The 24,360-nt window shown below is 70.8% G+C and carries 25 protein-coding genes; 23 read left to right on the forward strand and 2 right to left on the reverse strand.

Going from position 1 to position 24,360, the window contains the following annotated elements:
• The first annotated feature begins 2 nt into the window (after positions 1 to 2).
• From L8951_RS07460 to tatC, 21 genes are all read left to right on the forward strand, one after another.
• Entirely contained in the window at positions 3 to 1,172 is a 1,170-nt protein-coding gene (locus tag L8951_RS07460; protein WP_244382363.1) for an FtsW/RodA/SpoVE family cell cycle protein, read from the forward strand.
• Positions 1,169 to 2,323, forward strand: coding sequence for an undecaprenyldiphospho-muramoylpentapeptide beta-N-acetylglucosaminyltransferase (gene murG, locus L8951_RS07465; RefSeq protein ID WP_244382364.1), 1,155 nt, complete (start codon positions 1,169 to 1,171; stop codon positions 2,321 to 2,323). Before L8951_RS07460 ends, murG begins: the two co-directional genes overlap by 4 nt.
• Complete coding sequence (gene murC / locus L8951_RS07470) at positions 2,320 to 3,735, forward strand: UDP-N-acetylmuramate--L-alanine ligase (protein ID WP_244382365.1); 1,416 nt, start codon at positions 2,320 to 2,322, stop codon at positions 3,733 to 3,735. The genes murG and murC overlap by 4 nt, the downstream gene beginning before the upstream one ends.
• Positions 3,732 to 4,625: a UDP-N-acetylmuramate dehydrogenase gene (gene murB / locus L8951_RS07475; RefSeq protein WP_244382366.1), complete on the forward strand. Its 894-nt coding sequence runs from the start codon at positions 3,732 to 3,734 to the stop codon at positions 4,623 to 4,625. Before murC ends, murB begins: the two co-directional genes overlap by 4 nt.
• Complete coding sequence (locus L8951_RS07480; RefSeq protein ID WP_244382367.1) at positions 4,622 to 5,548, forward strand: D-alanine--D-alanine ligase; 927 nt, start codon at positions 4,622 to 4,624, stop codon at positions 5,546 to 5,548. The genes murB and L8951_RS07480 overlap by 4 nt, the downstream gene beginning before the upstream one ends.
• Positions 5,548 to 6,411 carry a cell division protein FtsQ/DivIB gene (locus tag L8951_RS07485; protein ID WP_244382368.1) on the forward strand — a complete coding sequence of 288 codons (864 nt, stop codon included), beginning with the start codon at positions 5,548 to 5,550 and terminating at the stop codon, positions 6,409 to 6,411. The genes L8951_RS07480 and L8951_RS07485 overlap by 1 nt, the downstream gene beginning before the upstream one ends.
• The gene (ftsA, locus tag L8951_RS07490; protein ID WP_244383215.1) at positions 6,408 to 7,646 is read left to right on the forward strand and encodes a cell division protein FtsA; all 1,239 of its coding nucleotides are present in this window, start codon (positions 6,408 to 6,410) and stop codon (positions 7,644 to 7,646) included. Before L8951_RS07485 ends, ftsA begins: the two co-directional genes overlap by 4 nt.
• 163 nt (positions 7,647 to 7,809) lie before the next feature.
• Complete coding sequence (ftsZ, locus tag L8951_RS07495; protein ID WP_244382369.1) at positions 7,810 to 9,324, forward strand: cell division protein FtsZ; 1,515 nt, start codon at positions 7,810 to 7,812, stop codon at positions 9,322 to 9,324.
• Between the two features lie 108 nt (positions 9,325 to 9,432).
• Positions 9,433 to 11,097, forward strand: a complete 1,665-nt coding sequence (locus tag L8951_RS07500; RefSeq protein ID WP_244382370.1) for an SPOR domain-containing protein — start codon at positions 9,433 to 9,435, stop codon at positions 11,095 to 11,097.
• A 12-nt stretch (positions 11,098 to 11,109) separates the two neighbouring features.
• Positions 11,110 to 12,267 carry a deoxyguanosinetriphosphate triphosphohydrolase gene (locus tag L8951_RS07505; RefSeq protein WP_407696399.1) on the forward strand — a complete coding sequence of 386 codons (1,158 nt, stop codon included), beginning with the start codon at positions 11,110 to 11,112 and terminating at the stop codon, positions 12,265 to 12,267.
• A gap of 72 nt (positions 12,268 to 12,339) precedes the next feature.
• Positions 12,340 to 13,017 (forward strand): NAD-dependent epimerase/dehydratase family protein, encoded by a 678-nt coding sequence (locus L8951_RS07510; protein ID WP_244382371.1) that lies wholly within the window; start codon positions 12,340 to 12,342, stop codon positions 13,015 to 13,017.
• Positions 13,014 to 13,508 carry a hypothetical protein gene (locus L8951_RS07515; protein ID WP_244382372.1) on the forward strand — a complete coding sequence of 165 codons (495 nt, stop codon included), beginning with the start codon at positions 13,014 to 13,016 and terminating at the stop codon, positions 13,506 to 13,508. Before L8951_RS07510 ends, L8951_RS07515 begins: the two co-directional genes overlap by 4 nt.
• 109 nt (positions 13,509 to 13,617) lie before the next feature.
• A complete protein-coding gene (locus tag L8951_RS07520; RefSeq protein ID WP_244382373.1) occupies positions 13,618 to 14,112 on the forward strand; it encodes a D-Ala-D-Ala carboxypeptidase family metallohydrolase in 495 nt (164 codons plus the stop codon).
• Between the two features lie 83 nt (positions 14,113 to 14,195).
• On the forward strand, positions 14,196 to 15,926 hold the full coding sequence (gene argS, locus L8951_RS07525) for an arginine--tRNA ligase (protein WP_244382374.1): 1,731 nt from the start codon (positions 14,196 to 14,198) through the stop codon (positions 15,924 to 15,926).
• Complete coding sequence (locus L8951_RS07530; protein WP_244382375.1) at positions 15,926 to 16,597, forward strand: SPOR domain-containing protein; 672 nt, start codon at positions 15,926 to 15,928, stop codon at positions 16,595 to 16,597. The genes argS and L8951_RS07530 overlap by 1 nt, the downstream gene beginning before the upstream one ends.
• Positions 16,597 to 17,601 carry a beta-N-acetylhexosaminidase gene (gene nagZ, locus L8951_RS07535; protein ID WP_244382376.1) on the forward strand — a complete coding sequence of 335 codons (1,005 nt, stop codon included), beginning with the start codon at positions 16,597 to 16,599 and terminating at the stop codon, positions 17,599 to 17,601. The genes L8951_RS07530 and nagZ overlap by 1 nt, the downstream gene beginning before the upstream one ends.
• 39 nt (positions 17,602 to 17,640) lie before the next feature.
• Entirely contained in the window at positions 17,641 to 18,393 is a 753-nt protein-coding gene (locus tag L8951_RS07540) for a segregation and condensation protein A (protein WP_244383217.1), read from the forward strand.
• Positions 18,390 to 18,989, forward strand: coding sequence for an SMC-Scp complex subunit ScpB (scpB, locus tag L8951_RS07545; RefSeq protein WP_244382377.1), 600 nt, complete (start codon positions 18,390 to 18,392; stop codon positions 18,987 to 18,989). The genes L8951_RS07540 and scpB overlap by 4 nt, the downstream gene beginning before the upstream one ends.
• Positions 18,990 to 19,025: 36 nt before the next feature.
• Positions 19,026 to 19,268, forward strand: coding sequence for a twin-arginine translocase TatA/TatE family subunit (locus L8951_RS07550; protein ID WP_244382378.1), 243 nt, complete (start codon positions 19,026 to 19,028; stop codon positions 19,266 to 19,268).
• A 3-nt stretch (positions 19,269 to 19,271) separates the two neighbouring features.
• Positions 19,272 to 19,610 (forward strand): Sec-independent protein translocase protein TatB, encoded by a 339-nt coding sequence (gene tatB, locus L8951_RS07555; protein WP_244382379.1) that lies wholly within the window; start codon positions 19,272 to 19,274, stop codon positions 19,608 to 19,610.
• A 20-nt stretch (positions 19,611 to 19,630) separates the two neighbouring features.
• Entirely contained in the window at positions 19,631 to 20,431 is an 801-nt protein-coding gene (gene tatC, locus L8951_RS07560; protein WP_244383218.1) for a twin-arginine translocase subunit TatC, read from the forward strand.
• Positions 20,432 to 20,534: 103 nt separating this feature from the next.
• On the opposite strand, the gene L8951_RS07565 is transcribed toward tatC, so the two are convergent.
• Together L8951_RS07565 and L8951_RS07570 are read right to left on the reverse strand one after the other, a co-directional pair.
• Positions 20,535 to 22,088: a sensor histidine kinase gene (locus L8951_RS07565; RefSeq protein WP_244382380.1), complete on the reverse strand. Its 1,554-nt coding sequence runs from the start codon at positions 22,086 to 22,088 to the stop codon at positions 20,535 to 20,537.
• Between the two features lie 15 nt (positions 22,089 to 22,103).
• On the reverse strand, positions 22,104 to 22,295 hold the full coding sequence (locus L8951_RS07570) for a NepR family anti-sigma factor (RefSeq protein WP_244382381.1): 192 nt from the start codon (positions 22,293 to 22,295) through the stop codon (positions 22,104 to 22,106).
• A 388-nt stretch (positions 22,296 to 22,683) separates the two neighbouring features.
• Between L8951_RS07570 and L8951_RS07575 the strand changes: the two genes are divergently transcribed.
• Positions 22,684 to 23,484 (forward strand): response regulator, encoded by an 801-nt coding sequence (locus L8951_RS07575; RefSeq protein ID WP_244382382.1) that lies wholly within the window; start codon positions 22,684 to 22,686, stop codon positions 23,482 to 23,484.
• 148 nt (positions 23,485 to 23,632) lie between these two features.
• Complete coding sequence (locus L8951_RS07580; protein ID WP_407696400.1) at positions 23,633 to 24,265, forward strand: sigma-70 family RNA polymerase sigma factor; 633 nt, start codon at positions 23,633 to 23,635, stop codon at positions 24,263 to 24,265.
• Positions 24,266 to 24,360 lie beyond the last annotated feature (95 nt).

A 24,360-nucleotide genomic window follows, 5' to 3' on the forward strand; every position in this document is an offset into this window, starting at 1 on the left:
CGATGCTCAAGATCCGCCCCGCCAGCTACGGCCGCTCGGACCGCTCGGCGCTGAGCCAGTGGTTCTGGGAGGTCGACCGCACGCTGATCGCGCTCATCTTCGTGCTGGTCGGCATCGGGCTGATCGCGGTCGCGGCGGCGAGCCCGGCGGCGGCCGATCGCTACAGCGCGCCGGGCACCACGCTGCCCGAACTCTATTTCTTCTGGCGCCAGCTCGGCTGGATCGTCCTGTCGCTGCCGCTGATGGTGCTGGTCTCGATGGTGCCGCGCCCGCTGCTCACCCGATTGTGCCTCGCCGCCACCGCGGTCGGGCTCGTCGCGCTGGCGCTGGTGCCGTGGCTGGGCAGCGAGGTCAACGGGGCGCGGCGCTGGCTCGATCTCGGGGTCTCGCGGGTGCAGCCGTCCGAATTCCTCAAGCCGGTCTACACCGTGGCGCTCGCCTTCCTGTTCACCCGCCGCTGGGGCTTTGCCGCGCGTGCGGGGGCGAGCGGGGGGCTCGCGGCGCTCACCGCCGTCCTCCTGATGCGCCAGCCCGACTTCGGCTCGACGGTGATCTTCCTCGCCACCTGGGCGGCGCTGTTCGCGCTCGCGGGGGCGCGGATGAAGCTGGTCGTCGGGCTCGGGGTGGCGGGGCTGGTCGGCATCGTGCTCGCCTATTTCTTGTACGACGTGGCGACGGCGCGGATCGACGCCTTCCTGTTCGGGCAGGGCGACAGCTTCCAGACCGACAAGGCGATGGCGACGCTGACCGCGGGCGGCCTGCTCGGGGCGGGACCGGGGGCGGGCAGCCTCAAGTTCAGCGTGCCCGAACCGCACACCGACTATATCTTCAGCGTGATCGGCGAGGAGTTCGGGCTGATCGCCTGCCTCGCCATCGCCATCCTCTATTTCATGATCGTGGCGCGGGTGCTGGTGAAGCTGCTCGACGAGGACGATGCGATGGCGATCCTCGCGAGCGCGGGGCTGGCGCTCCAGTTCGGGCTGCAGGCCTTCATCAACATGGCGGTCAACGTCCAGATCGCGCCCTCGAAGGGGATGACGCTGCCCTTCATTTCCTATGGCGGCTCGTCGATGCTGGCGCTCTCGCTGGGGATGGGATTGCTGCTCGCTTTCAGCCGCCGGAACCCCTATCTCAACCGATCACCCTATGTGGTCCGATGGAGCGGTACATGAACATCACGCTGGCAGCCGGCGGCACCGGGGGCCATATGGTCCCCGCGCATGCGCTGGCCAACGAACTGAAGGCGCGCGGGCACGGCGTGATGCTGGTCACCGACGAGCGCGGCGCGAGGATCCCCGCGCTGTTCGACGAGGTGCCGGTCGAGGTGCTGCCCGCGGGACGGCTCGGCGGCGGGCCGCTGGGCATGATCAAGGCCTTCTTCAGCGTGATGAAGGGGCGCAGCGCGGCGCGCGCGCTCTATCGCCAATTCACCCCCGACTGCGTGGTCGGCTTCGGCGGCTATCCCGCCTTTCCCGCGCTGCTCGCGGCGCATGCCGAAGGGGTGCCGACGATCCTGCACGAGCAGAATGCGGTGCTCGGGCGGGTCAACCGCCTGCTGGCGGGCAGGGCCAAGGCGGTGGCGACCGCCTACAAGACGGTGCACCGCTCGAGGGACAAGGCCAAGGAGGTGCTGGTCGGCAATCCCGTCCGCGCCGAGGTGGCGCGGCTGGGCGAGATGCCCTTCCCGCCGTTGGACGAGACGAGCCCCTTCCACCTCCTCGTCACCGGCGGCAGCCAGGGCGCGAGCGTGCTGGGCGAGGTGGTGCCCGAGGCGCTGGCGCTGCTCGACGAGGGGCTGCGGCATCGGTTGAACGTCGTCCAGCAATGCCGCCCCGAGGATATCGAGCGGGTGCGCGCGCGCTATGCCGAACTCGACATCCCCGCCGAGACGCTGACTTATATCGAGGACATGCCGCGGCGGATCGCTAACGCGCAGCTGGTGATCGCGCGCGCGGGCGCCTCGACCATCGCCGAGCTGACCGCGGCGGGGCGGCCTGCGATCCTCGTGCCGCTGCCGATCGCGACCGACGACCACCAGACCTACAATGCCATGGAGATGGCCAAGGCGGGGGGCGCGGCAATGATCAAGCAGCCCGACTTCACCCCCGAGAAACTGGCGCGGCAGATCGAGGAAGTGGTCGGCGACGGCGAGGCGCTCGCCACCGCGGCGGCGCGCAGCCTGTCGGTCGGGCGCCCGCGCGCGGCCGAGGACCTCGCCGACCTCGTCGAGCGCATCGCGGCGGGCGACACCCCGGTGCCGGTGGGCATGGTCGGCGCGGTCACCCCCAAGCCGCGACCCTCGGGAATGGGAGTGCCCGCATGAAGGCGTTGGGACGCGACCTCGGGACGATCCATTTCGTCGGCATCGGCGGCATCGGCATGTCGGGCATCGCCGAGGTGATGCACCAGCTGGGCTACAAGGTGCAGGGCTCGGACTTGAAGGACGGGCCGGTCACGCAGAAATTGAAGGACCTCGGCATCCCGGTGCATATCGGCCACGACCCCGAGAACCTCGGCGATGCCGAGGTGGTGGTCTGTTCGACCGCGATCCGGCGCACCAACCCCGAGGTGCAGGCGGCATCGGAAAAGCGGCTGCCGCTGGTCAAGCGCTCGGAGATGCTCGCCGAACTGATGCGGATGCAGCGCACCGTCGCGGTCGCGGGCACGCACGGCAAGACGACGACGACGAGCATGGTCGCCGCGCTGCTCGACGCGGGCGGGATCGACCCGACCGTGATCAACGGCGGGATCATCAACCGCTACGGCTCGAACGCGCGGCTCGGCAAGTCGGACTGGATGGTGGTCGAGGCCGACGAGAGCGACGGCAGCTTCCTCAGGCTCGACGGGACGATCGCGATCGTCACCAACATCGATCCCGAGCATCTCGACCATTATGGCGGGTTCGACGAGGTCAAGGCGGCGTTCGCGCAGTTCGTCGAGAACGTGCCCTTCTACGGGCTCGCGGTGATGTGTATCGACCATCCCGAGGTGCAGAATGTCATCGGGCAGGTGCAGGATCGGCGCATCCGCACCTACGGCTTCTCGACGCAGGCCGACCTTCGCGCCGACCATGTGCGCCCCGAGCTCGGCGGCACCTGCTTCGACGTCGTCCACACCGACCGCGACGGGCAGGTGAGCGTGATGAAGGATATTCGCGTGCCCATCCCCGGCAAGCACAACGTCCTCAACGCGCTCGCCGCGATCGGCGCGGCGATGGAACTCGGCGTCACCGAGGACCAGATCCGCGAGGGCTTCGCCAGCTTCGACGGCGTCAAGCGGCGCTTCTCCAAGGTCGGCGAAATCGGCGGGGCGACGATCATCGACGATTATGCCCACCACCCGGTCGAGATCCGCGCGGTGCTCGAAGCGGCGCGCGATGCCTGCCCCGACAGCCGCGTCATCGCGGTGGTGCAGCCGCACCGCTATACGCGGCTGCAGGAGCTGATGGAGGAATTCCAGACCGCCTTCAACGAGGCCGACATCGTCTATGTCACCCCGGTCTATGCCGCGGGCGAGGACCCGATCGAGGGGGTCGATGCCGAAGCCCTCGCCGAGGGGCTGCGCAATCGCGGGGTGCGGATGGTGCGCACCGTCGCCGACGAGGCCGAGCTCGCCGAGGCGCTGCGCGACGTGGCCGCCAAGGGCGATGTCATCCTGTGCATGGGCGCGGGCGACATCACCGGCTGGGCGGCGCGGCTCGCCGACGGCATCGCTGCTGCGAGGAAGAGCAAGTGAGCGCGCCCAGCGAGATCGCCGTGCGGGGCAAGCTGACGGCGAACGCGCCGCTCGCCAAGCTCGTCTGGTTCAAGTCGGGGGGCAAGGCCGACTGGCTGTTCGAGCCGGCCGACGTCGACGACCTGTGCGGCTTCCTGTCGCAGCTCGACCCCGACATTCCGGTGATGGGGCTGGGGCTCGGCTCGAACCTCATCATCCGCGACGGCGGGGTCGAGGGGGTGGTGGTCAAGCTGCCCAAGGCCTTTGCCAAGGTCGAGCAGGTCGATGCGGTGACGCTCGAGGCGGGCGGGGGCGCGCATGGCGTGCTGATTTCCTCGGCCGCGCGCGATGCGGGGATCGGCGGGATGGAATTCCTGCGCTCGATCCCGGGCACGCTCGGCGGCTTCGTCAAGATGAACGGCGGCGCCTATGGGCGCGAGACCTGCGAGATCCTGACCGAGGCGACGATCGTGCGGCGCGACGGCACGCTCGAGCGCTGGTCGAACGACGATCTCGGCTATTCCTACCGGCACAGCGAGCTGCCCGAGGGGGCGATCGTGGTGTCGGCGAGGCTCGAGGGGCATCCCGAGAAACCCGAGGTGATCCAGGCCGAGATGGACCGCATCCAGGAGGCGCGCGAGGCGAGCCAACCGGTGCGCACCAAGACCGGCGGGTCGACCTTCAAGAACCCGCCCGGCGGGTCGGCGTGGAAGTTCGTCGACGACGCCGGCTGCCGCGGGCTCACGAAGGGCGGCGCGATGGTCTCGGAAAAGCACACCAACTTCCTCATCAACACGGGCGAGGCGACGAGCGCGGATATCGAGGACCTCGGCGACGAGGTGCGCGCGCGGGTCAAGCAGCATTCGGGGCAGGAACTCGAATGGGAGATCAAGAGGGTCGGACGGCGATGAGCGATCTCGACAAGGACATGCACGTCGTCGTGCTGATGGGCGGCTGGTCGGCCGAGCGCGAGGTGTCGCTCTCCTCGGGCGAGGGGGTGGTGCGCGCGCTGGAGGCGCGCGGCTGGTCGAACGTCACCCCGGTCGACATGGACCGCAACGTCGCCCGCGTGATCGCCGAGCTGCGCCCCGACGTCGTCTTCAACGCGCTGCACGGCTCGCCCGGCGAGGACGGGACGGTGCAGGGCATGCTCGACCTGATGCAGATCCCCTATACCCATTCGGGCTGCACCACCTCGGCGGTGGCGATCGACAAGCAGCTGACCAAGGCGGTGCTCGAACCGCATGGCATCCCGATGCCGCCCGGCAGGATCGTGACGAGCGAGAGCCTCTACGACGCCGAGCCGATGCCGCGCCCCTTCGTCCTGAAGCCCGTCGACGAGGGCTCCTCGGTCGGCGTGGCGATCGTCACCGACGAATTCGGGCCGATCACGCGCGAGACCGAGGGGCCGTGGCAGCAATTCGACCGGCTCCTGTGCGAGGAATTCATCGCCGGGCACGAGCTGACCGTCGCGGTGCTGGGCGAGGAGGCGCTCGAGGTCACCGAACTCAAGATCGCCAGCGGCTGGTACGATTATGCGCACAAATATGAGGAGGGGCAGACGGTCCACGTCTGTCCCGCCGAGGTGCCCGGACCCGTCGCCGAGCGGATGAAGCACCTCGCGCTCGAGGCGCACCGGCTGCTGGGATGCCGCGGCTGTTCGCGCTCCGATTTCCGCTGGGACGAAGAGCGCGGGCTCGACGGGCTGTTCCTCCTCGAGACCAATACCCAGCCGGGCATGACCCCGCTCAGCCTCGTGCCTGAACAGGCGCGCGCGAGGGGGATCGACTATGGCGAATTGTGCGAGCGGCTGATCGCGGAGGCATTCGGCTGATGGCCCGAGGGGGGACCCGCAAGACCAGGAAGAAGCCCGCGCCCAAGAAGCGCGCGGCGAAGGTGCAGGCGACGCCGGGCGCAGACCGGCTGCTGCGCCGGACGGGGATCGCGGCGGCGCTGGTCGCGCTGGTCGCGCTGCTGTTCGCGCTCGGGCTGCCCGGCATGGCGGGGCGCGCGATCGGCAGCGGGCTCGGCGAGGCCGGGCTCGAGGTCAAGCGGATCGACATCAGCGGGGTCGAGCAGATGGATCCCGACGCGATCTACCGGGTCGCGCTGGGCGAGCATGCCAACGCGCTGCCGCTGGTCGACCTCGAGGGGCTGCGCGCGCAGCTGCTCGACTTTCCCTACGTCAAGGACGCGCGCGTGTCGCGGCGCTATCCCGACGCGCTGGTGATCGACATGGTCGAACGCGTCCCCGCCGCGCTGTGGCAGGGCGAGGACCGCCTGTTCCTCGTCGATGCCGAGGGGGTGGTACTCGAACGCGTGCGGGTGGCGCAGATGCCCGACCTGCCGCTGCTGATCGGCGCCGGGGCCAACCGCGAACTGGCGCAGCTCGAGCGGTTGCTCGCGCGGGTGCCCGCGCTCGCGCCGCAGCTCGCCTCGGCGCGCTGGGTCGGCGGGCGGCGCTGGGACCTCAACGTGCAGACCGGCGAGATCCTCGTGCTGCCCGAGGGCGAGCGCGAGGCGGGGGTGGCGCTCGAGAAGTTCATGGCGCTCGACGCCAAGGCGGCGCTGCTCGGCATCGGGGTCGAGCGCTACGACCTGAGGCTGCCGGGCAAGGCGGTGGCGCGCAGCCCGCAATTCGTCGGCGCGCGCGAGGAAGCGTCGCGCGCGGCGGCGCGCGCGGAGGAGATCGACTGATGGCCGCCGCCCCCGACAATCTCATCGCCGCGCTCGATATCGGCTCCTCGAAGGTCGCGACGATCATCGCGCGCGTGGGCGAGGACGGCCAGCTCGAGGTGGTCGGCTCGGGGCAGCACCAGAGCCGCGGCATCAAGCGCGGCGCGATCGTCGACATGGACGCCGCCGAAACGGTGGTGCGCGAGACGATGGACCAGGCCGAGCGCAAGAACGCGCTGGCGATCGACGAGGTGTGGGCGGGGTTCGCCGCCGGCGGGCTGACCAGCGACGTCGCCACCGTCGAGGTCGAACTGGGCGGCCAGCAGGTCGAGGAGGGCGACATCGCCGCGCTGCTCGAGGCGGGACGCGGGAGCCTCGACCGCGAGGGGCAGGTGGTGCTCCACGCGCAGCCCGCGCTCTATACGCTCGACGGGGTCGAGGGGGTCAAGAACCCGCGCGGGCTGCACGCCGAGAAGCTGGGCGTCGACATCCATGTCATCGCCGCCGACCTCGCACCGTTCAAGAACCTCGACTATGTCATCCGCTCGGCGCACCTCGGGGTGGGGGCGATCATCGCCGCCCCGCTGGCGAGCGCGCGCGCCTGCCTGAGCAAGGATGAGCGCGACCTCGGGGTGGCGCTGGTCGAGCTGGGTGCCGACATGACGAGCGTGAGCCTGCACGTCGGCGGCATGCTGGTGGCGATGCGCACGCTGCCGGTCGGCGCGCGCGACATTTCCGAGGACATCGCGATGGCCTTCGGGGTGTCGCGCCGCGACGCCGAGCGGATGAAGTGCCGCTATGGCTCGGCCAACCTCAGCCCCTCGGACAACCACGAGATGATCGACGCCGAGATCGGCGAGGACGGCGAGCCGGTGCGGATCAGCCAGGCGCAGCTGATCACCGTGATCCGCCAGCGGCTCGAGGAACTGGCGGGCGAGATCGACACCGCGCTCAAGAGCCTCGGGTTCGGCGGGCCGGTCAAGCGGCAGGTGGTGCTCACCGGGGGCGGGGCCGAGCTCAAGAATGTCGACGACTATCTGCAGGGCGTGCTCGGCCATCGCGTGCGCATCGGACGGCCGCGCAAGGTGCGCGGACTGCCCGAGGCGCAGCGCGGGCCGGCCTTCTCGAGCCTCGTCGGGCTGCTGCTGCTCGCCGCCGAGAGCGGGGAGGGGTCCGACGATATCGCGGTGCCGACCCGGCGCCGGCGCCGCGGCGGGCTGGTCGACCGGCTGCTGGGAGCGCTGCGCGGCGGCTGATCGGGGCCAGATCGAATCAGCGAACCGATTAATCGTCCCATACTGAATCATTTCTTCACTAATTGGCCATCGCGGCGCAGTTTTCGCTTTGGCGCCGAGTCGGGATGTGCCAAGATTCCGCTCTACGGTTCAGTAGGTTGGCGGAGCAAGGGAGGCACCCGACATGAGCATCGATTTCCAGCGACCCGAGGTCGACGAACTGCGCCCGCGCATCAGCGTGGTGGGGGTCGGCGGCGCGGGCGGCAACGCCATCGCCAACATGATGGGAGCCGACGTGCAGGGGGTCGAGTTCCTCGTCGCCAACACCGACGCGCAGGCGCTCAACGCCAGCGCCGCCGACACCCGCCTCCAGCTCGGGCTCAAGATCACGCAGGGGCTCGGCGCGGGCTCGCGCCCCGAGATCGGGCGCGCCGCCGCCGAGGAAACAATCGAGGAGATCGAACGCGCGCTCGAGGGCAGCCACATGGTGTTCGTCGCCGCCGGGATGGGCGGGGGCACGGGCACCGGCGCCGCCCCGGTCATCGCCAAGGCGGCGCGCGCCAAAGGGATCCTCACCGTCGGGGTCGTGACCAAGCCCTTCGCCTTCGAGGGCGCGCGCCGCGGGCGCGCCGCCGACAGCGGGATCGAGGAGCTGCAGCAGCATGTCGACACGCTGATCGTCATCCCCAACCAGAACCTGTTCCGCCTCGCCACCCCCGACACCACCTTCAAGGAGGCCTTCGAGATGGCCGACGAGGTGCTGCAGCAGGGGGTGCGCGGCATCACCGACCTGATGGTCATGCCCGGGCTCATCAACCTCGACTTCGCCGACGTGCGCTCGGTGATGAGCGAGATGGGCAAGGCGATGATGGGCACCGGCGAGGCCGAGGGCGAGAACCGCGCCATCGAGGCCGCCGAGAAGGCGATCTCCAACCCGCTGCTCGACGGGGTCAGCATGAAGGGCGCCAAGGGCGTCATCATCTCGATCACCGGCGGCATGGACATGAAGCTGATGGAGGTCGACGAGGCCGCCAGCCACATCAAGGAACTGGTCGACGAGGACGCCAACATCATCTGGGGCAGCGCCTTCAACGACGACCTCGAGGGCAAGATCCGCGTCAGCGTGGTGGCGACCGGGATCGACGGCGAGGAGGATGTGAAGGGGGTGCCGCAGTCGGCGAGCACCAGCCAGTCGAGCGTCTTCACCTTCCCCGGCGCGCGCGGCGGCCAGCCCCCCGCGACCCCGAGCATCGCCCCCAAGGCGAGCTTCTCGATCGACAATGCGACCGCCGCGGCGGCGCGCCCGACCCCGGGCGCTAAGGTCGAGGAAGAGGCGCTCGACCTGACCGACGCGCTCGCGAGCGAGGACGAGCGCGAGGACGATGATCCGCTGATGCTCGAGAGCGACGACATCCTCGCCGGCCCGGTGAGCGCGCCCCCGGTGGCGCCGCCCGCCGACGATGTCGCCGAGACCGACGCCGAGGAGGAGGACGACATGCCCTCGTTGCTGGCGGCCAAGGGGAATGCCCGCAAGACCGTGCCGACCCCGCCCCCCGGCGGCGGCGGGACGCTGTTCGAGCGGATGAGCAACATCGCGCGCGGCGCGCAGGCGACGGGCGAGGAAGGGGCGCAGGACGAACCCGGGTTCGGGGCCGAGAGCTTCGACATCCCGGGCTTCCTTAACCGCAAGAATAACTAGCGAAATTAATGACTTGCCCCTGCTGCTCGTCGCTCGAGCGGCACCGTTCGTCGCACCGCGCGGCAGGGGACAGTTCCCTGAAAGCTTGAGCCGGGCATGACCGTCGCCATGCGACTTCCGATTCCCCCTTCACGGCGCGCCTCGCGCGCGCTCGCCGGCGCCCTTGCGGCGCTGCTCGCCGGGGCCGCCGCCGCGCAGCCCAGCCCGGTCGACGACCTCACCCGCAACCTCGCGCTGCTCGATCGCGAGCCGCGCAACTTCGACGCGCTGGTCGGCGCCGGCGATGCCGCGCTGGCGATCGGCGACCTGCCGAGCGCGGCGGCTTTCTACGGCCGCGCCGCCGAGGTGCGCCCCGAGGACCCCGGGGTGCTGATCGGGCAGGGCTCGGTCGCGGTGCAGATGAACCAGCCCGAGCGCGCGCTCCAGTTCTTCGCGGCGGCGCAGGGCCGCGGCGGCAGCGCGGTGGCGATGGGCGCGGGCCGCGGGCTCGCCTACGACCTGCTCGGGCAGACGCGCGCCGCCGAAGAAGATTATCGCGCGGCGATGGCGGGGCCGCGCGCCGACGAGGCGCGCCGCCGACTGGCGCTCAACCTCGCGATGGGGGGCGATCGCACCGCGGCGATGGCGCTGCTCGCCCCGCTCGTCGCCACCGGCGACCCGGCGGCGCTGCGCGCGCGCGCCTTCGTGCTGGCGCTGACCGGCGATACCGACAATGCGCGCCGCGCGATCGAGAGCGCGATGCCCGGTGCGGGCGCGGCGATCGAGCCGTTCCTGCGCCGCCTCCCGCAGCTGACCCCGCAGCAGAAAGCGGCGGCGGTGCACCTCGGGGTGTTCCCGACCGATGCCGGCGCGGCAGCGGCGAGCGCGCCGCGGGCCGCGCAGGCGGTGCCGCCCGCCGCGGCCCCCGCGCCCGCGCCGAGGGTGGCGCAGGCGTCGCCGCCCGCGGCCGCGCCCCCTTCCGCGCCCGCGCCCGCGCGCACCGCGACGAGGCCGCCCGCGCGCCCTAATCCCCCGGTCGACGCGCAGGCGTCGCAGGTCACCACGCAGGAGCGCTCGGACGACGATCGCCGCGCATCGGCCGGGACCTACGAGGCGACCGGGCCGATGACCTACAGCCGGATCCGCGATGCGCAGCTGCGGCGCGAACGGCGCTTTGCCGACGGCGGCGAGCCGTCCGACGCGCCGACCGCCGAGGCGCAAGCCCCCGAGACGCAAGCGCCCGCGCCGCCCCCCGCGCCGCGCCCGGTGGTGGGCCCGCGCGCGGCGCCCGCGAGCGCGCCCGACACCCCATCCGAGCCGCGCGCGGCCGCGCCCGACCGCCTGTCGGGGATCGAACGCGCGCTGGCGCAACCGCCCGCGCCGCTGGTCACCCGCGAGGTCGCGGCGGCGACCCCGCCCCCCGCGCCGCGCCCCAAATATGACGCCCCCCCGCCGCCCCGGCCCAAGGTCGAGGCGGCGCGTCCGGCGCCGGCCCCCGCCGTTCCCGCCGCCCCCGACATCGGCGTCGAGGGACGCTGGTTCGTGCAGCTCGCGGGGAGCGACAATCGCGGCGCGATGGGCTTCGAATGGCGCCGCCTCCAGCGGCGCGCGCCCGACGCGCTGGCGGGCCGCGACCCGCTGCTGACCCGCGGGGTCGACTTCCACCGCCTGCTCGTCGGCCCGTTCGACGACCGGGGCGAGGCGCAGGCGCTGGTTAACACGCTCAAGGCCGCGGGGGTCGACGCCTTCGTCTGGCAGCGCGACCCCGCGGCGCTGCGCATCGACCCGCTCTAGGAGACCGCCATCGTGCTCGACCCGCGCCTGAGGAGCGACCCGCATGCCTCGCGCGGGCGGCGGCATGGCGAGGACGCGGCGGGCCCGCGCGGCCCGCGCGATGCCTTCCAGCGCGACCGCGACCGGATCATCCACTCGGTCGCCTTCCGCCGGCTGCGGCACAAGACGCAGGTCTTCGTCGCCCCCGACGGCGACCATTACCGGGTCCGGCTGACGCACAGCCTCGAAGTCGCGCAGATCGGCCGCGCGATGGCGCGCACGCTGGGGCTCAACGAGGATCTCACCGAGGCGCTGTGCCTCGCGCACGACCTCGGCCACCCGCCGTTCGGCCACGCCGGGGAGGATGCGCTCGAGGCGGCGGTCGCCGATGCCGGCGGGTTCGACCACAACGGCCATGCGCTGCGCATCCTGACGCTGCTCGAGAGCCCCTATCCGGGGCACGAGGGGCTCAACCTGACGTGGGAGACGCTGGAGGGGCTGGCCAAGCACAACGGGCCGGTCGCCGCGCCCGGCTGGGCGCTCGCGGCGGTCGACGCCGAGCATGCGCTGGCGCTCGCCAGCCACGCCAGCCTCGAGGCGCAGCTCGCCGCGATCGCCGACGACATCGCCTATGACAATCACGACGTCGACGACGGCCTGCGCGCGGGCATCCTCGATCTCGACGCGCTGCTCGCGGTGCCGATCGTGGCGCGGCACTGGCGCGCGATCGAGGCGCGGCACCCGGGGCTCGACCTCGCGCGCAAGCGCGCCGCGCTGGTGCGCGACATGATCGGCACGATGGTCGGCGACGTGATCGCCGAGACGCGCGCGCGGATCGCCGCGGCGGGGGTCGAGACGGTGGACGAGGTGCGCGCGGCGGGGCGTACGCTGGTCGGTTTCTCGCCCGCGCTGGCGGCCGAGGAACGCGCGCTCAAGCAGTTCCTCTACGCCAACCTCTACGACAGCGCGCCGCTGCAGCCGATCCGCGAGGGGGCCAAGGCGGTGGTGACCGGGCTGGCCGAGGCGCTGATCGCGCGCCCCGAGCTGTTGCCCGAGGGATGGGCGCGGGGCGAGGGCGAGACCGCGCGGCGGCGCGGCATCGCCGACTATATCGCGGGCATGACCGACCCCTTCGCGATCGCGCGCCACGAGGCGTGGATCGGGCCGGTCGCGCTCGAGGCCAAATTCTAGCCGCCCCTAGGTATTGCCGCGGCGGCGCCTATATCGGCAAGCATGGCGGGACGCGCACAAGATGACAGGATCGTGCTGATCGGCGCCACCGGGCTGGTCGGCTCGCACCTCTTGCCCCGCCTCGAGGGGCGCCCGCTCCTCAGCCTCGCGCGGCGCGCGACGCTGCCGGCCCGGCCCGGCTGGCGCGAGAAGACGGGGGCGCTCGAGGACTGGCCCGCGCTGCTCGAAGGCGAGGCGGTCGATGTCGCCGTCGCCGCGATCGGCACGACCTGGGCGAAGGTCGGCAACTGGGAGGATTTCGACCGTATCGACCGCCACGGGGTGGTCGAGTTCGCGCGCGCCGCGAGGGCCGCGGGCGCGCGCCAGCTGGTCGTCGTCTCCTCGGCCATGGCCCGCGCGTCGAGCCGCAGCCGCTATCTCCAGATCAAGGGCCAGATGGAGGCCGACGTCGAGAGCCTCGGCTACCCGCGGCTCGACATCGTGCGCCCCGGGCTGCTCAAGGGCGCGCGCCCGCGCGAGCGGCGGGTCAAGGAGCGGCTCGGCATCTGGCTGTCGCCGCTGACCGACCGGCTGGTGCCGCGCAAGCTGCGCTCGATTCCCGCCGAGACGGTCGCCGCCGCGATCGCCGCGCTGGCGGGAACGCCGGGGACCGGGGTCCATGTCCGTCACAACCCCGAGATCCGCGCGCTGGCGGCGACGGCGGCGACGGCGCCCGCGGCGGCGACGGTGACGCCGGGGGCGGGGCGATGATGCGCCCCTTCATCCCGCGCGCGCCGATCATCATGGGCGCGATCAGCGGCAGCTTCCTCGGCAGTCTCGCCCTGGTCGTCATCGCGCTGGTCGCGGGCGGGCGAATCGACCCGGCGATGCTCGTGCCGCTGCTGCTGCTGACGGGCGCGCTGGTGCCGGTGGCGGCCTTCGCCATCGTCCTGTTCGGCTACCCCGCCGCCAATGCGGTCGGCAGCGCGTGGCGCGAGAAATGGGTGTGGGTCGCGGCGCTGCTGATGGGCGCGCTGGCGGGGTGGATGACGCGGATCGCGCTGATGGCGGTGATCGCGGGGGGCAGCTTCGGGATGGCGGGCGACTGGCCGGTCGACCCCGGCCCGGTCTATGGCGCAAGCGTGGGGCTGTGCTTCTGGCTGTTCGAGCGCGACTGGCGGCTGCGCGACGCGGCGCGCCGCGCCGCCGAGGGGCCGGGGGAGGCGCTGCCGACCGCCGAGGATTTCGCCCGCCTGCCCTGATCGGCGACGTGCATTTGGCCTAAAAAGAGACATTTTCGTGCCGTCTGCCTTGGCGTGCGTTGTTAACTTCTGATATACCGTGCGGGTCAACAGCGGGGAGTCGCGGATCATGCCGACAATGCTCTTGGCCACCATGCTCGTGCTGGCCGTCGATGGGGAAGGAGGGGCGCCCGAGGGAATGCGGGTGGTGACCGGGCCGGGGCTGTCGGTGCCGAGCCTGACCGCCGCGCCGCAACCGATGGTCGGCGCGGGAATGGCCTTCGACATGAACGCCGCCGCCGCGCTCGGCGCGCGATGGGGCACGGTGACCTCGACCTATCGCAGCCCGGCGCACAACCGCCGCGTCGGCGGGGTGCCCAACAGCTATCACCTGCGCAACCGGGCGATCGACATCGCGCGTCGTCCCGGGGTGCGGCATCACCAGATCGCGGCCGCCTATCGGCAGGCCGGCTATCGGCTGATCGAGAGCCTCGACGAGGGCGACCACAGCCATTTCGCGTTCGCCGACGGGGGCACGGGGGCACCCAGGCCGGTCGCCACGCTGGTCGGTTCGGACGACGAACCGAACCGCTGGCGGCTGGTCTTCGCCCCCAAGCGCGACTGAAGCGCGCGCGCGGGCTTTTTTCCGGCGACCGGACGCGCTAGAGGGCTGCGCACCTCTTCCCCAGCTGCCGGAACCCAACAGTCATGTCGCTCTACGCCCGTTTTCAGGACAAGCTCGAAGCCATCCTCGGCGATCTCGTGCGCGAGGGCGTGCTGCCCGACGGGTTGCCGATGCAGGCGGTCGCGGTCGAGCCGCCGCGCGATGCCAGCCACGGGGACCTCGCCACCAATGCGGCGATGGTGCTGGCCAAGCCGGCGCGAACCAACCCGCGCGCGCTGGCGGGCGAAATCGCGCCGCGGCTCGAGGCGCTCGACGGGGTCACCGCCGCCGAGGTCGCGGGGCCCGGGTTCATCAACCTCAAGCTCGACCCGCGCGTGTGGGACGAGGAGCTCGAAGCGATGCTCGCGGAAGGCGACCATTACGGCCGCGTCGATGCGGGCGAGGACGCGCGCACGATCAACATCGAATATGTCAGCGCCAACCCCACCGGGCCGATGCACATGGGGCACAGCCGCGGCGCGGTGGTCGGCGATGCGCTGGCGAGCCTGCTCGAATGGGCCGGGCGCAAGGTGGTGCGCGAATATTATGTCAACGACGCGGGCGCGCAGGTCGACACGCTCGCGCGCTCGGCGCACCTGCGCTACCGCGAGGCGCTGGGCGAGGACATCGGCGCGATCCCCGAGGGGCTCTACCCGGGCGACTATCTCAAGCCCGTCGGCGCGGCGCTGAAGGACGCCTATGGCGCGCGCTATGCGCAGGCGCCCGAGGCCGAGTGGCTGCCCGTCTTCAAGCCCTTCGTGGTCGAGAAGATGATGGACATGATCCGCAAGGATCTCGCGCTGCTCGGCATCCACCACGACCTGTTCTCGTCCGAAGCCGAACTGCAGGCCTCGGGCAAGGTCGAGGAGGCGCTCGCCACGCTGCGCGCCAAGGGGCTGGTCTACGAGGGCGTGCTCGAGCCGCCCAAGGGCGAGACCCCCGCCGATTGGGAACCGGTCGAGCTCACGCTGTTCCGTTCGACCCAGTTCGGCGACGACCAGGATCGCCCGATGAAGAAGTCGGACGGCAGCTGGACCTATTTCGGCGCCGATGCCGCCTATCATTACCAGAAGGCGCAGGGCGCCGACCATCTGGTCAACATCTGGGGCGCCGACCATGCCGGCACCGTCAAGCGGGTGCAGTCGGCGGTCACCGCGCTGACCGACGGCGAGAAGGGCCTCGACGTCAAGCTGGTGCAGATGGTGCGGCTGTTCCGCGACGGCGAACCGGTGAAGATGTCCAAGCGCTCGGGCAATTTCGTCACGCTCGCCGAGATGGTCGAGGAGGTCGGCAAGGACGTGGTGCGCTTCATGATGCTCACCCGCAAGGCCGACGCGCCCTTGGACTTCGACTTCGCCAAGGTGACCGAGGCGTCGAAGGAAAACCCCGTCTTCTACGTCCAATATGCACATGCGCGCATCTCGAGCCTCAAGCGCAAGGCCGCCGCGGCGGGGCTCGATGCGGGCGCGGCCGACCTCACGCTGCTCGACGAGGTCGAGCGCGCGCTGGTGCGGCAGGCGGCGCAATTCCCGCGGGTCGTCCGGCTCGCCGCCGACGCCTATGAGCCGCACCGCATCGCTTTCTATCTCTACGACCTCGCCGCCGCCTTCCATGCCAGCTGGAACCGCGGCAACGACGATCCGGGCAAGCGCTTCCTGATCGAGGAGCAGCCCGATTTGTCGCGCGCGCGACTGGAACTGGCGCGCGGGATCGGGCAGGTATTGCGCAACGGGCTCGCGATCATGGGGGTCGAAGCCGCCGAGGAGATGCGTTGATGGACGCCAGTGAAGAGGAACGGCTGCCCTGGCTCGAGGCGGTCGAGGACCAGGCGGGCCCCCGCCCCATCTCGGCCCGCAAGATGGCGGTCGGCGCGGGGCTGGTGGTGACCGGGCTGGTCGCCGTCGGCCTCACCACCTTCCTGCTCGGGCGCGAGGATGCGGGCGGCGCGCCGCCGCTGATCGAGGCCCCCGAGACGCCCTACAAGACGCGGCCGGCCGATCCCGGCGGGCTCGACCTGTCGGACGACAGCGGGACCGCGCACGCGACCAGCGTGGGCGAGGATCCCGACGCCCAGCTCGATACCGCCAAGCTGGCGGAGGAAGCGCCGCGGATCGCGGTCGCCGAGCCCGCGCCCGCGCCCGCGACGCGCCCCAGCGCGCCCGCCCCGCGCCCCGCGCCCGCACCCGCGCCCGCGCCCGCCGCGACGGCGAGCGGGCCGCTGGTCCAGCTCGGGGCCTATTCGACCCGCGCGCAGGCCGAGACCGGCTGGGCGCTCTTGTCGACCAGCTACGACAAGGTGGCGGCGCTCGAGAAGCTCATCGTCGAGGCCGAGGTGGGGGGACGCACCCTCTACCGGCTGCGCGCCCGCGCCGCCGACGCCGCTGCCGCGCGCGCCGCTTGCGCCGCGCTCGAGGCGGCGGGCGAGAGCTGCGTCGTCGTGCGCTGATGCAGGCGGTGATCTACGGGCTGTCGGGCCCGACATTGAGCCGCGAGGAACGCGCCTTCTTCACCGACGCCAACCCGGCGGGCTATATCCTGTTCGGGCGCAACGTGGAGACCCCGGCGCAGGTGCGCGCGCTCACCGACGAGCTACGCGCCCTGCACGGCCGCGACCGCCTGCCGGTACTGGTCGACCAGGAGGGGGGACGGGTCGCGCGGATGCGCCCGCCCGAATTTCCCGCCTTCCCGGCGATGGAGCAGTTCGCGCGGCTTTATGACAAGGCGCCCTCGAGCGCGATCGAGGCGGCGCGCGTCAACGCGCGCGCGATCGGGCTGATGCTGGCCGAGTGCGGGGTCAGCGTCGATGCGCTGCCCGTGCTCGACGTGCGCCAGAAGGGCGCGACCGCGATCGTCGGCGACCGCGCGCTGGGCGAGGAGCCGATGAAGGTCGCCGCGCTCGGCCGCGCGGTGATCGACGGGCTGCATTCGGCGGGGGTGGTGTCGATCATCAAGCATATCCCGGGGCATGGCCGCGCGATGGTCGACAGCCACGAGGACCGCCCCACGGTGACCGCGACGGGCCCCGAGCTCGACGTGGACCTCGCGCCCTTCGAGACCTTGAACTGGGCGCCGATGGGGATGATCGCGCATATCGTCTACACCGCGTGGGACCCCGACCATATCGCCAGTCAGTCGAGCCTCGTCATCCAGGACATCGTGCGCGGGCGGATCGGCTTCGATGGCTGGCTGATGAGCGATGACCTCAACATGGCGGCGATGGACGGCTCGATCGCCGAGCGCGCGATCGGGGTGATCTACGCGGGCTGCGACGTGGCGCTGCATTGCTCGGGCAAGATGGAGGAGATGGTCTCGGTCGCCGAGGTCATCCCCGACCTCACCGAGGCGGGTCGGCGGCGGATGGACGAAGCGATGGAGATCAGCGCCGACGACGAGCCGATGGACATGGCCGAGGCGATCGCCAAGCGCGACGAACTGCTCGCGCTCGCTTGAGGCGCTTGTAAGGGCGCCGATTTGCGCTACGCTTCCCCGATGGGCGAGGTGGTCTTGCATCCGGTGGTCGAGGACGAGGGGCTGACGCTCCACATCGAGCATTGGGAAGGCCCGCTCGACCTGCTGCTCGACCTCGCCCGCGGGCAGAAGGTCGACCTGCACGAAATCTCGATCCTCGAGCTGACCGAGCAGTTCGTCGCCTATATCGAGCGCGCGCAGGCGCTCCAGCTCGAGGTCGCCGCCGACTATCTGGTGATGGCGGCGTGGCTCGCCTACCTCAAGAGCTGCCTGCTACTGCCCAAGGACCCCGAGGTCGATCCCAGCCCCGAGGAACTGGCGTGGCGGTTGCAGCAGCGGCTGATGCGACTGGATGCGATGCGCGAGGCGGGGGCGCGGCTGCTGGGGCGCGACCGGGTCGGACGCGACGTCTTCCTGCGCGCCGCACCCGAGGGGCTCAGGACCGAGCGCAAGTCGCGCTGGCAGGTCCGCGCCTATGACCTGTTCGCCGCTTACGGGCAGGTGCGCGCGCGCACCCAGCCGGCGATGCACGTGGTGCACGACCGCAAGGTGATGACGCTCGAACACGCGATGGAGCGGCTGCAGTCGATGCTCGGCTTCGCGGTCGAATGGACCGACCTTCGCCGCTTCCTGCCCCGGAGCGAGGACAAGGCTTTCCTCAAGAGTTGCCTTGCCTCCTCCTTCCTCGCCAGCCTCGAACTGGCACGCACGGGGATGATCGACCTCGAGCAGGAAGAGCCGTTCGGGGCGGTGAAGGTGAAGAAGGGCCGATGAGCGAGGATTTCGCGCGCAAGGTCGAAGCGGTGCTGTTCGCCGCCGACGAACCGCTCACCGCCGAGCAGATCGGCGATCATGCGGGCGAGGGCGACGTGAAGGCGGCGCTCGGCGAACTGGCGGGTCACTATGCGGGGCGCGGCATCGAGCTGGTCGAGCGCGGCAAGCGCTGGCATTTCCAGACCGCGGGCGATCTCGCGCACCTGTTGCGGCGCACCCGCGAGGAGCCGCGCAAACTGTCGCGCGCGGGCACCGAATGCCTCGCCATCATCGCCTATCACGAACCCGTCACCCGCGCCGAGATCGAGGCGATCCGCGGGGTGCAGATCTCGAAGGGCACGCTGGACGTGCTGATGGAGGCGGGGTGGGTGCGCACGGCGGGGCGGCGCGAGACCCCGGGGCGCCCGCTGCAATATGCCACGACCCCCGATTTCCTCACCCATTTCGGGCTGGCCAGCCGCCGCGACCTGCCGGGGATCGACGACCTCAAGGCGGCCGGGCTGCTCGATCCGCTCGACGAGGAGGCGCTCGAACTGGCGCTGTCGGGCGATGACGAGGAAGAGGATGAGGTGGAAGTCGGGGACGAAGAGGTCTAAACCGCCCGTGAAACAACTTTTACGTGGAGTCTTCTCATGGGCAATATCGGCCTTCCCGGTATCCTCATCCTCGCCTTCCTCGTCCTGCTCCTGTTCGGGCGCGGGCGCTTTTCCAGCCTGATGGGCGACGTCGCGCAGGGGCTCAAGAGCTTCAAGAAGGGCATGGCGGAAGAGGACGAGACCCCCGCCAAGAGCGAACCGCGCCAGCTGCCGCGCGAGGACCAGACGATCGAGGCCGAGGTCAAGCGCGACCGCGAACAGGACAAGCCCGCGAGCTAGTCCATGTTCGGGATCGGTGGCCTCGAAATCCTCGTCGTCGGGGTGATCGCGCTGCTCGTCGTCGGCCCCAGGGAATTGCCCGGGCTGATGCGCGTCGTCGGTCGCTTCGTCGGCAAGCTGCGCGCCTATGCGCGGCACTTCACGCAGGGCATCGACAATATCGTGCGCGAGGCCGAGCTCGAGGAGATGGAGAAGCAGTGGAAGCGGCAGAATGAGGAGATCATGAAGCGCTTTCCCGCCGACCTCTACGACGAGCAGCCGCCGATGGTGCCGGGCGATGCGGCGACCGGGGTGCCCGGCGACTCCGCGCGTCCCGACGACCCGGAGCGCAAGCGGCCGTGAAGGATCTCGACGAGACCAAGATGCCGCTGCTCGAGCATCTCGTCGAGCTGCGCAGGCGGCTCTTGTGGGTGGTCGCCACGCTCGCCGTCGCCTTTGTCGGCTGCTTCTATGTTGCCAAGCCGATCTTCGCGGTGCTGGTCCAGCCGCTGCTCGACGCGGGGCAGGGGCGGCTCATCTTCACCGACATCTTCGAGGCCTTTTTCGTCGAGGTGAAGGTGGCGCTGTTCGCGGCGCTGATGATCACCTTCCCGGTGCTCGCGGTGCAGCTGTGGCGCTTCGTCGCGCCGGGGCTCTACGCCAAGGAGAAACGGGCATTCCTGCCCTTCCTGTTGCTGACCCCGGTCTTCTTCGCGCTGGGGGCGAGCTTCGCCTATCTCGTCGCCATGCCGATCGCGCTCGAATTCCTGCTGGGCTACGAGGGCGAGATCGGCGGGGTGGAGACCGACGCGCTGCCCGGCATCGGCAACTATCTGGGCTTCTCGACCAAGTTCCTGTTCGGCTTCGGGGTCGCCTTCCTGCTGCCGATCCTGCTGATGATCCTCGAGCGCGCCGGGCTGGTGACGCGCGAGCAGCTGGCCGGGGGGCGGCGCTACATGATCGTCGGCGCCTTCTTCATCGCCGCCGTCCTGACGCCTCCCGATGCGGTCAGCCAGGTGATCCTCGCGGTGCCGCTGATCCTGCTCTACGAGTTCGCGCTCGTCGCCATTCGCGTAACGCATTGGCGTCGCGCGAAGGTCGCGGCTGTTGCTGGTTCGGAAGAAAATGAGGGCCCGGAAACGCCACCGGGGGGGGGGAGGGTTGGCGATTCCGGGCCCACTTGAGTGGATAGCGAGAGCGGGGGGGCAAAAGGTCACTATCCATGTGACACAACGCCCCTTTTGAAACCCGGTTCCTAAGCGCGTTTGTTTTTTTGTAAATTTCGCCTCAGCGCGCGGGACGCTGGGCATTTTCCTCGGGGAAGACGGGCAGTTCGACCGAATAACCCCCGAGTTTGCGGTCGAGCGGGGAGCGCAGCTGGCGCGACAGCCCATCGACGATCCGCTCGAACTGGCGGTGGCGCTGGTCGCTCCCGCCGGCGCCCACCAGCGCCTCGCTGGCGACCGTCAGCCGCGCCGTCAGCTCGCTGGTCCGCCGCAACGCGATCTCGAGCTCGATCGCATCGCGCAGGATCGCATATTCGACCACCTCGGTGATGAAGAAGGCGGCCGAGACGGCGGCGTCCTGCGTCGTCGCCGCGCCGTCGAGGTCGAGGCTGATCGCCAGCCGCGCATCGGGGGCCGAGGCGCGCAGGCTGGCCGCCAGTTCGGTGATCAGCGGCCGCAGCTGGATGCCGCGGCTCTCCTCGATCTCGGCGAAATGGTTGCGGTGGACGACGCTCAGCGCCTCGACCCGGCGGCCGATCCCGGCATAGGCCTCGCGCGCCTCGTCGCCATGCGCGCCGCGCGAATGGATGTTGAGCAGGCTGGCGACCACCTGGAGGTTGTTTTTGACGCGGTGGTGGACCTCGCGGACGAGCCGGCGCTGCCCCTCGATCGCGGCGATCAGGTCGCGCTCGCCCTCCTCGATCCGGCTGACCGTGCCGGCGAAGCTCTCGCCGAGCTCGCGGATCTCGCGCGCCGGGCCGAGCTTGGCGGGGGGCGCGAAGTCGTGGGTCGCGACGTCATAGTCGCGCACCGCGTGGTTGAGGCGGCGCAGGGGGCGCATGAAGAGGAGGTGGACCAGCGCCCACGACAGGATCGCGGCGAGCGCCCACATCAGCACCGGCAGGAAGATGTTGAGCCGGTCGCGCAGGTCGACGTCGACATAGTCGGCGGCGGCGTGCGCGGTGAGGCGGCGATCGACGAGCCCGATCGTGAGCTCCTCGTGGCGACGCCCCTCGGCGGTCGGTCCCGGCGGGCCGATCAGCACCAGTTGCTCCTCGCCGTCGTCGAGCACGAAGCCGTCGACGCGGGTGGTGGCGGCGGCGATCGCCTCGGCCATCTCCGCCGCGGTGATCATCCCGGTGGCGCTGGCCCCGGGGATGCCGACCCCGAGGAGCAGCCCCTCGCGCTCGGGGTCGACCCACAGTTCGACGCGGCCGTTGGCGACGGGGCCGCGCGTCACCAGCCCCTCGCGGTCGAGGTCGCCGCATTCGATCGCCCCCTCGGCGGCGGTGATCGAGAAGCGCCGCGCGACCGCGGGCGCGACCGACAGCGCATCTCGCGCGACGAGGCAGGGGTCGCGCTCGCCGACCGAAAGCGCGCCATAGGCCGAGACGCGCAGCGCCAGCGTGTTGCGCGCGACCAGCGCCTCGACCGCGCGCGCGGCGGTGAGCATCTCGCCCTGCGCCTCGCCGCGCAGCGCGCGCCGCGTGTCGGCCAGCTCGGCCGAGGTGGTGTAGACGGTGAGCGCGCCGATCGGCAGCAGCGCGAGGCCGAGCGCAATGACGAGCTTGGTCGGGGTCGAGAGCGTGTTGAAGAGCCGCTCGATCGGGGTCATGCCGTGGCCTGCGGCCTAGTTCAGCTTGTCGAGAAGGTCGCGCAGGTCGTCGGGAATGTCCTCGCGCAGCGTCTCGTCGTAGACCGACTTGAGAGCGCGCCCGAGACTTTCGTCGCGCCCCTTGCGCACGGGGCGATCGGCCCCGGCGGGCACTGCGCCTTTGCGGTTCGCCTCCTTGGTCTTCGCGCTCTCGTCGGTACCGCTCAAGCCAAATTCCCCTTCGCGCGGGTTGTCACGCGCCATGATCCAAACTCCCGAGCGCCGCCGATCCCCTTGTCCCAAGAGGGCCTGGCGATTGTTCCGCAACGGCGTCGCGGCACAGTCGCCGTGGCGGCTCAGACCGTGTCGGAGGGGAGTAGAGGCTAGCTGCCGCTGCCGTCAACCCGACCCCCCCCGACCGGGTCATCTTGCGAGGGGTGAAACCAAAGGGCTTTAGCTTTGTTCCCCTTCCAAGACCGGAAGAGCGGGGACTGTCACGAACACCACACACCCGGCCCGCGCCCCGTCCCCGGGCGCCCTGCGGGACGGGACTTGAAACGGATACGTAACGGCTCCACCTTGGGGGCCGCGCGACAAACAGGAGTTGAGAACGCCCATGTCACTTGGCCAGGAACTCGCCCCCCACCTGCCCTTCCTGCGGCGCTATGCCCGCGCCCTGACCGGCAGCCAGGTGCATGGCGACAATTTCGTGCGCACCACGCTCGAGACGATCGTCGAAAATCCCGACGAGTTTCCGCGCGATCGCGATCCCCGGCTCGGGCTCTATCGCACCTTCCACGCGATCTGGTCGACCGCGCATATCGAGGATGACGCCGATCCCTCCGCGCGCGAGGGCAACGAGGCCGAGAGCATCGCGCAGGCGCGGCTGAGCCAGATCACCCCGCTGTCGCGCCAGGCGCTGCTGCTGACCAGCCTCGAGGGCTTCTCCAACGAGGATACCGCCTACCTGATCGACACCACCCCCGAGGATGTCGAGAAGCTCGTCAGCGAGGCGACCGCCGAGATCGAGAAGCAGACCCGCGCCGAGGTGCTGATCATCGAGGACGAGCCGATCATCGCGATGGATATCGAGACGATCGTGCGCGACCTCGGGCACAATGTGACGGGGGTCGCGGTGACCCGCGACGAGGCGGTCGCGCAGGCCCGCTCGGAACGACCGAGCCTGGTCCTCGCCGATATCCAGCTGGCCGACGATTCCTCGGGCATCGACGCGGTCAAGGACATCCTCGCGGACTTCCGCGTGCCGGTGATCTTCATCACCGCCTTCCCCGAACGGCTGCTGACCGGCGAGCGGCCCGAGCCGACCTTCCTCATTACCAAGCCGTTCCAGCGCTCGACGGTGAAGGCGGCGATCAGCCAGGCGCTGTTCTTCGACGCCGCCACCGTTCCCGCCTAGGCGCGATTTTTCCCGCACTTTCCCGTCGCCCCCGACCAAAGGACGGGGGACGGACGGTTGTTTCGGTGGCGCATTGCGCCTACCTTAGGAAAATCGGTCGCGGCGCGACGCACATCGCCGCGACCCCACGTCACGAGGGGGACGTTCGTTGACCAAGCAGAAGGCCATTGATGAGGGCGACAAGAAGCCCGATCCGGTGCCGCTGCCGGATGACGAGTTCAAGGAGCAACTCGCGCAGGTGATCCCGCACCTGCGCGCCTTCGGGCGCTCCCTGTCGGGCAACCGCGACACCGCCGACGACCTCGTCCAGGAAACGCTCCTCAAGGCGTGGGCCGCGCGCAAGCGCTTCCAGGCCGGGACCAACATGCGCGCGTGGACCTTCATCATCCTGCGCAACCTGTTCCTCTCGCAGATGCGCCGCGCGCGCTTCAAGGGCGAGTGGGACGATGTCACCGCGGCCAAGATCCTCGCCGCGCCCGCGGCGCAGGACCGCCATGTCGAACTGGGCGACATGCAGCGCGCGCTGTTGCAGCTGCCGCAACCCCAGCGCGAGGCATTGATCCTCGTCGGCGCGGGCGGCTTTGCCTATGAGGAAGCGGCGCAGATCTGCGGGTGCGCGGTCGGCACCATTAAGAGCCGCGTGGCGCGCGGGCGCGTCGCGCTCGAGAACCTCCTCAATTCAGAAGACCTGCCGCCGCGCAAGCAGCATGAGAGCGATCCCGAGCTGTCGGCGCTGCAGAACATCATGAGCCAGGTCGACGAACTGTCGAACGAGAATTGAGCCGCGCGCCGTGCCCGGCCTATCCGACGATCGGCCGATCGACGGGGCGGCTGGCGGCGCACTCGAGGCCCCGGGTGCGCCAGCCCGGCGCGGGG

The sequence above is a fragment of the Sphingomicrobium astaxanthinifaciens genome, from assembly GCF_022865105.1.
In the GTDB taxonomy this organism is placed as follows: domain Bacteria; phylum Pseudomonadota; class Alphaproteobacteria; order Sphingomonadales; family Sphingomonadaceae; genus Sphingomicrobium; species Sphingomicrobium astaxanthinifaciens.

Coding starts and splice junctions, on each gene's coding strand:
- L8951_RS07515 (WP_244382372.1), top strand. CDS start 13,014: ATGATGCGCCCCTTCATCCCGCGCGCGCCGATCATCATGGGCGCGATC.
- L8951_RS07520 (WP_244382373.1), top strand. CDS start 13,618: ATGCCGACAATGCTCTTGGCCACCATGCTCGTGCTGGCCGTCGATGGG.
- L8951_RS07485 (WP_244382368.1), top strand. CDS start 5,548: ATGGCCCGAGGGGGGACCCGCAAGACCAGGAAGAAGCCCGCGCCCAAG.
- L8951_RS07540 (WP_244383217.1), top strand. CDS start 17,641: ATGGGCGAGGTGGTCTTGCATCCGGTGGTCGAGGACGAGGGGCTGACG.
- L8951_RS07550 (WP_244382378.1), top strand. CDS start 19,026: ATGGGCAATATCGGCCTTCCCGGTATCCTCATCCTCGCCTTCCTCGTC.
- L8951_RS07480 (WP_244382367.1), top strand. CDS start 4,622: ATGAGCGATCTCGACAAGGACATGCACGTCGTCGTGCTGATGGGCGGC.
- L8951_RS07565 (WP_244382380.1), bottom strand. CDS start 22,088: ATGACCCCGATCGAGCGGCTCTTCAACACGCTCTCGACCCCGACCAAG.
- tatB (WP_244382379.1), top strand. CDS start 19,272: ATGTTCGGGATCGGTGGCCTCGAAATCCTCGTCGTCGGGGTGATCGCG.
- L8951_RS07460 (WP_244382363.1), top strand. CDS start 3: ATGCTCAAGATCCGCCCCGCCAGCTACGGCCGCTCGGACCGCTCGGCG.
- ftsZ (WP_244382369.1), top strand. CDS start 7,810: ATGAGCATCGATTTCCAGCGACCCGAGGTCGACGAACTGCGCCCGCGC.
- nagZ (WP_244382376.1), top strand. CDS start 16,597: ATGCAGGCGGTGATCTACGGGCTGTCGGGCCCGACATTGAGCCGCGAG.
- scpB (WP_244382377.1), top strand. CDS start 18,390: ATGAGCGAGGATTTCGCGCGCAAGGTCGAAGCGGTGCTGTTCGCCGCC.
- murG (WP_244382364.1), top strand. CDS start 1,169: ATGAACATCACGCTGGCAGCCGGCGGCACCGGGGGCCATATGGTCCCC.
- argS (WP_244382374.1), top strand. CDS start 14,196: ATGTCGCTCTACGCCCGTTTTCAGGACAAGCTCGAAGCCATCCTCGGC.
- L8951_RS07500 (WP_244382370.1), top strand. CDS start 9,433: ATGCGACTTCCGATTCCCCCTTCACGGCGCGCCTCGCGCGCGCTCGCC.
- murC (WP_244382365.1), top strand. CDS start 2,320: ATGAAGGCGTTGGGACGCGACCTCGGGACGATCCATTTCGTCGGCATC.
- L8951_RS07530 (WP_244382375.1), top strand. CDS start 15,926: ATGGACGCCAGTGAAGAGGAACGGCTGCCCTGGCTCGAGGCGGTCGAG.
- L8951_RS07575 (WP_244382382.1), top strand. CDS start 22,684: ATGTCACTTGGCCAGGAACTCGCCCCCCACCTGCCCTTCCTGCGGCGC.
- tatC (WP_244383218.1), top strand. CDS start 19,631: ATGCCGCTGCTCGAGCATCTCGTCGAGCTGCGCAGGCGGCTCTTGTGG.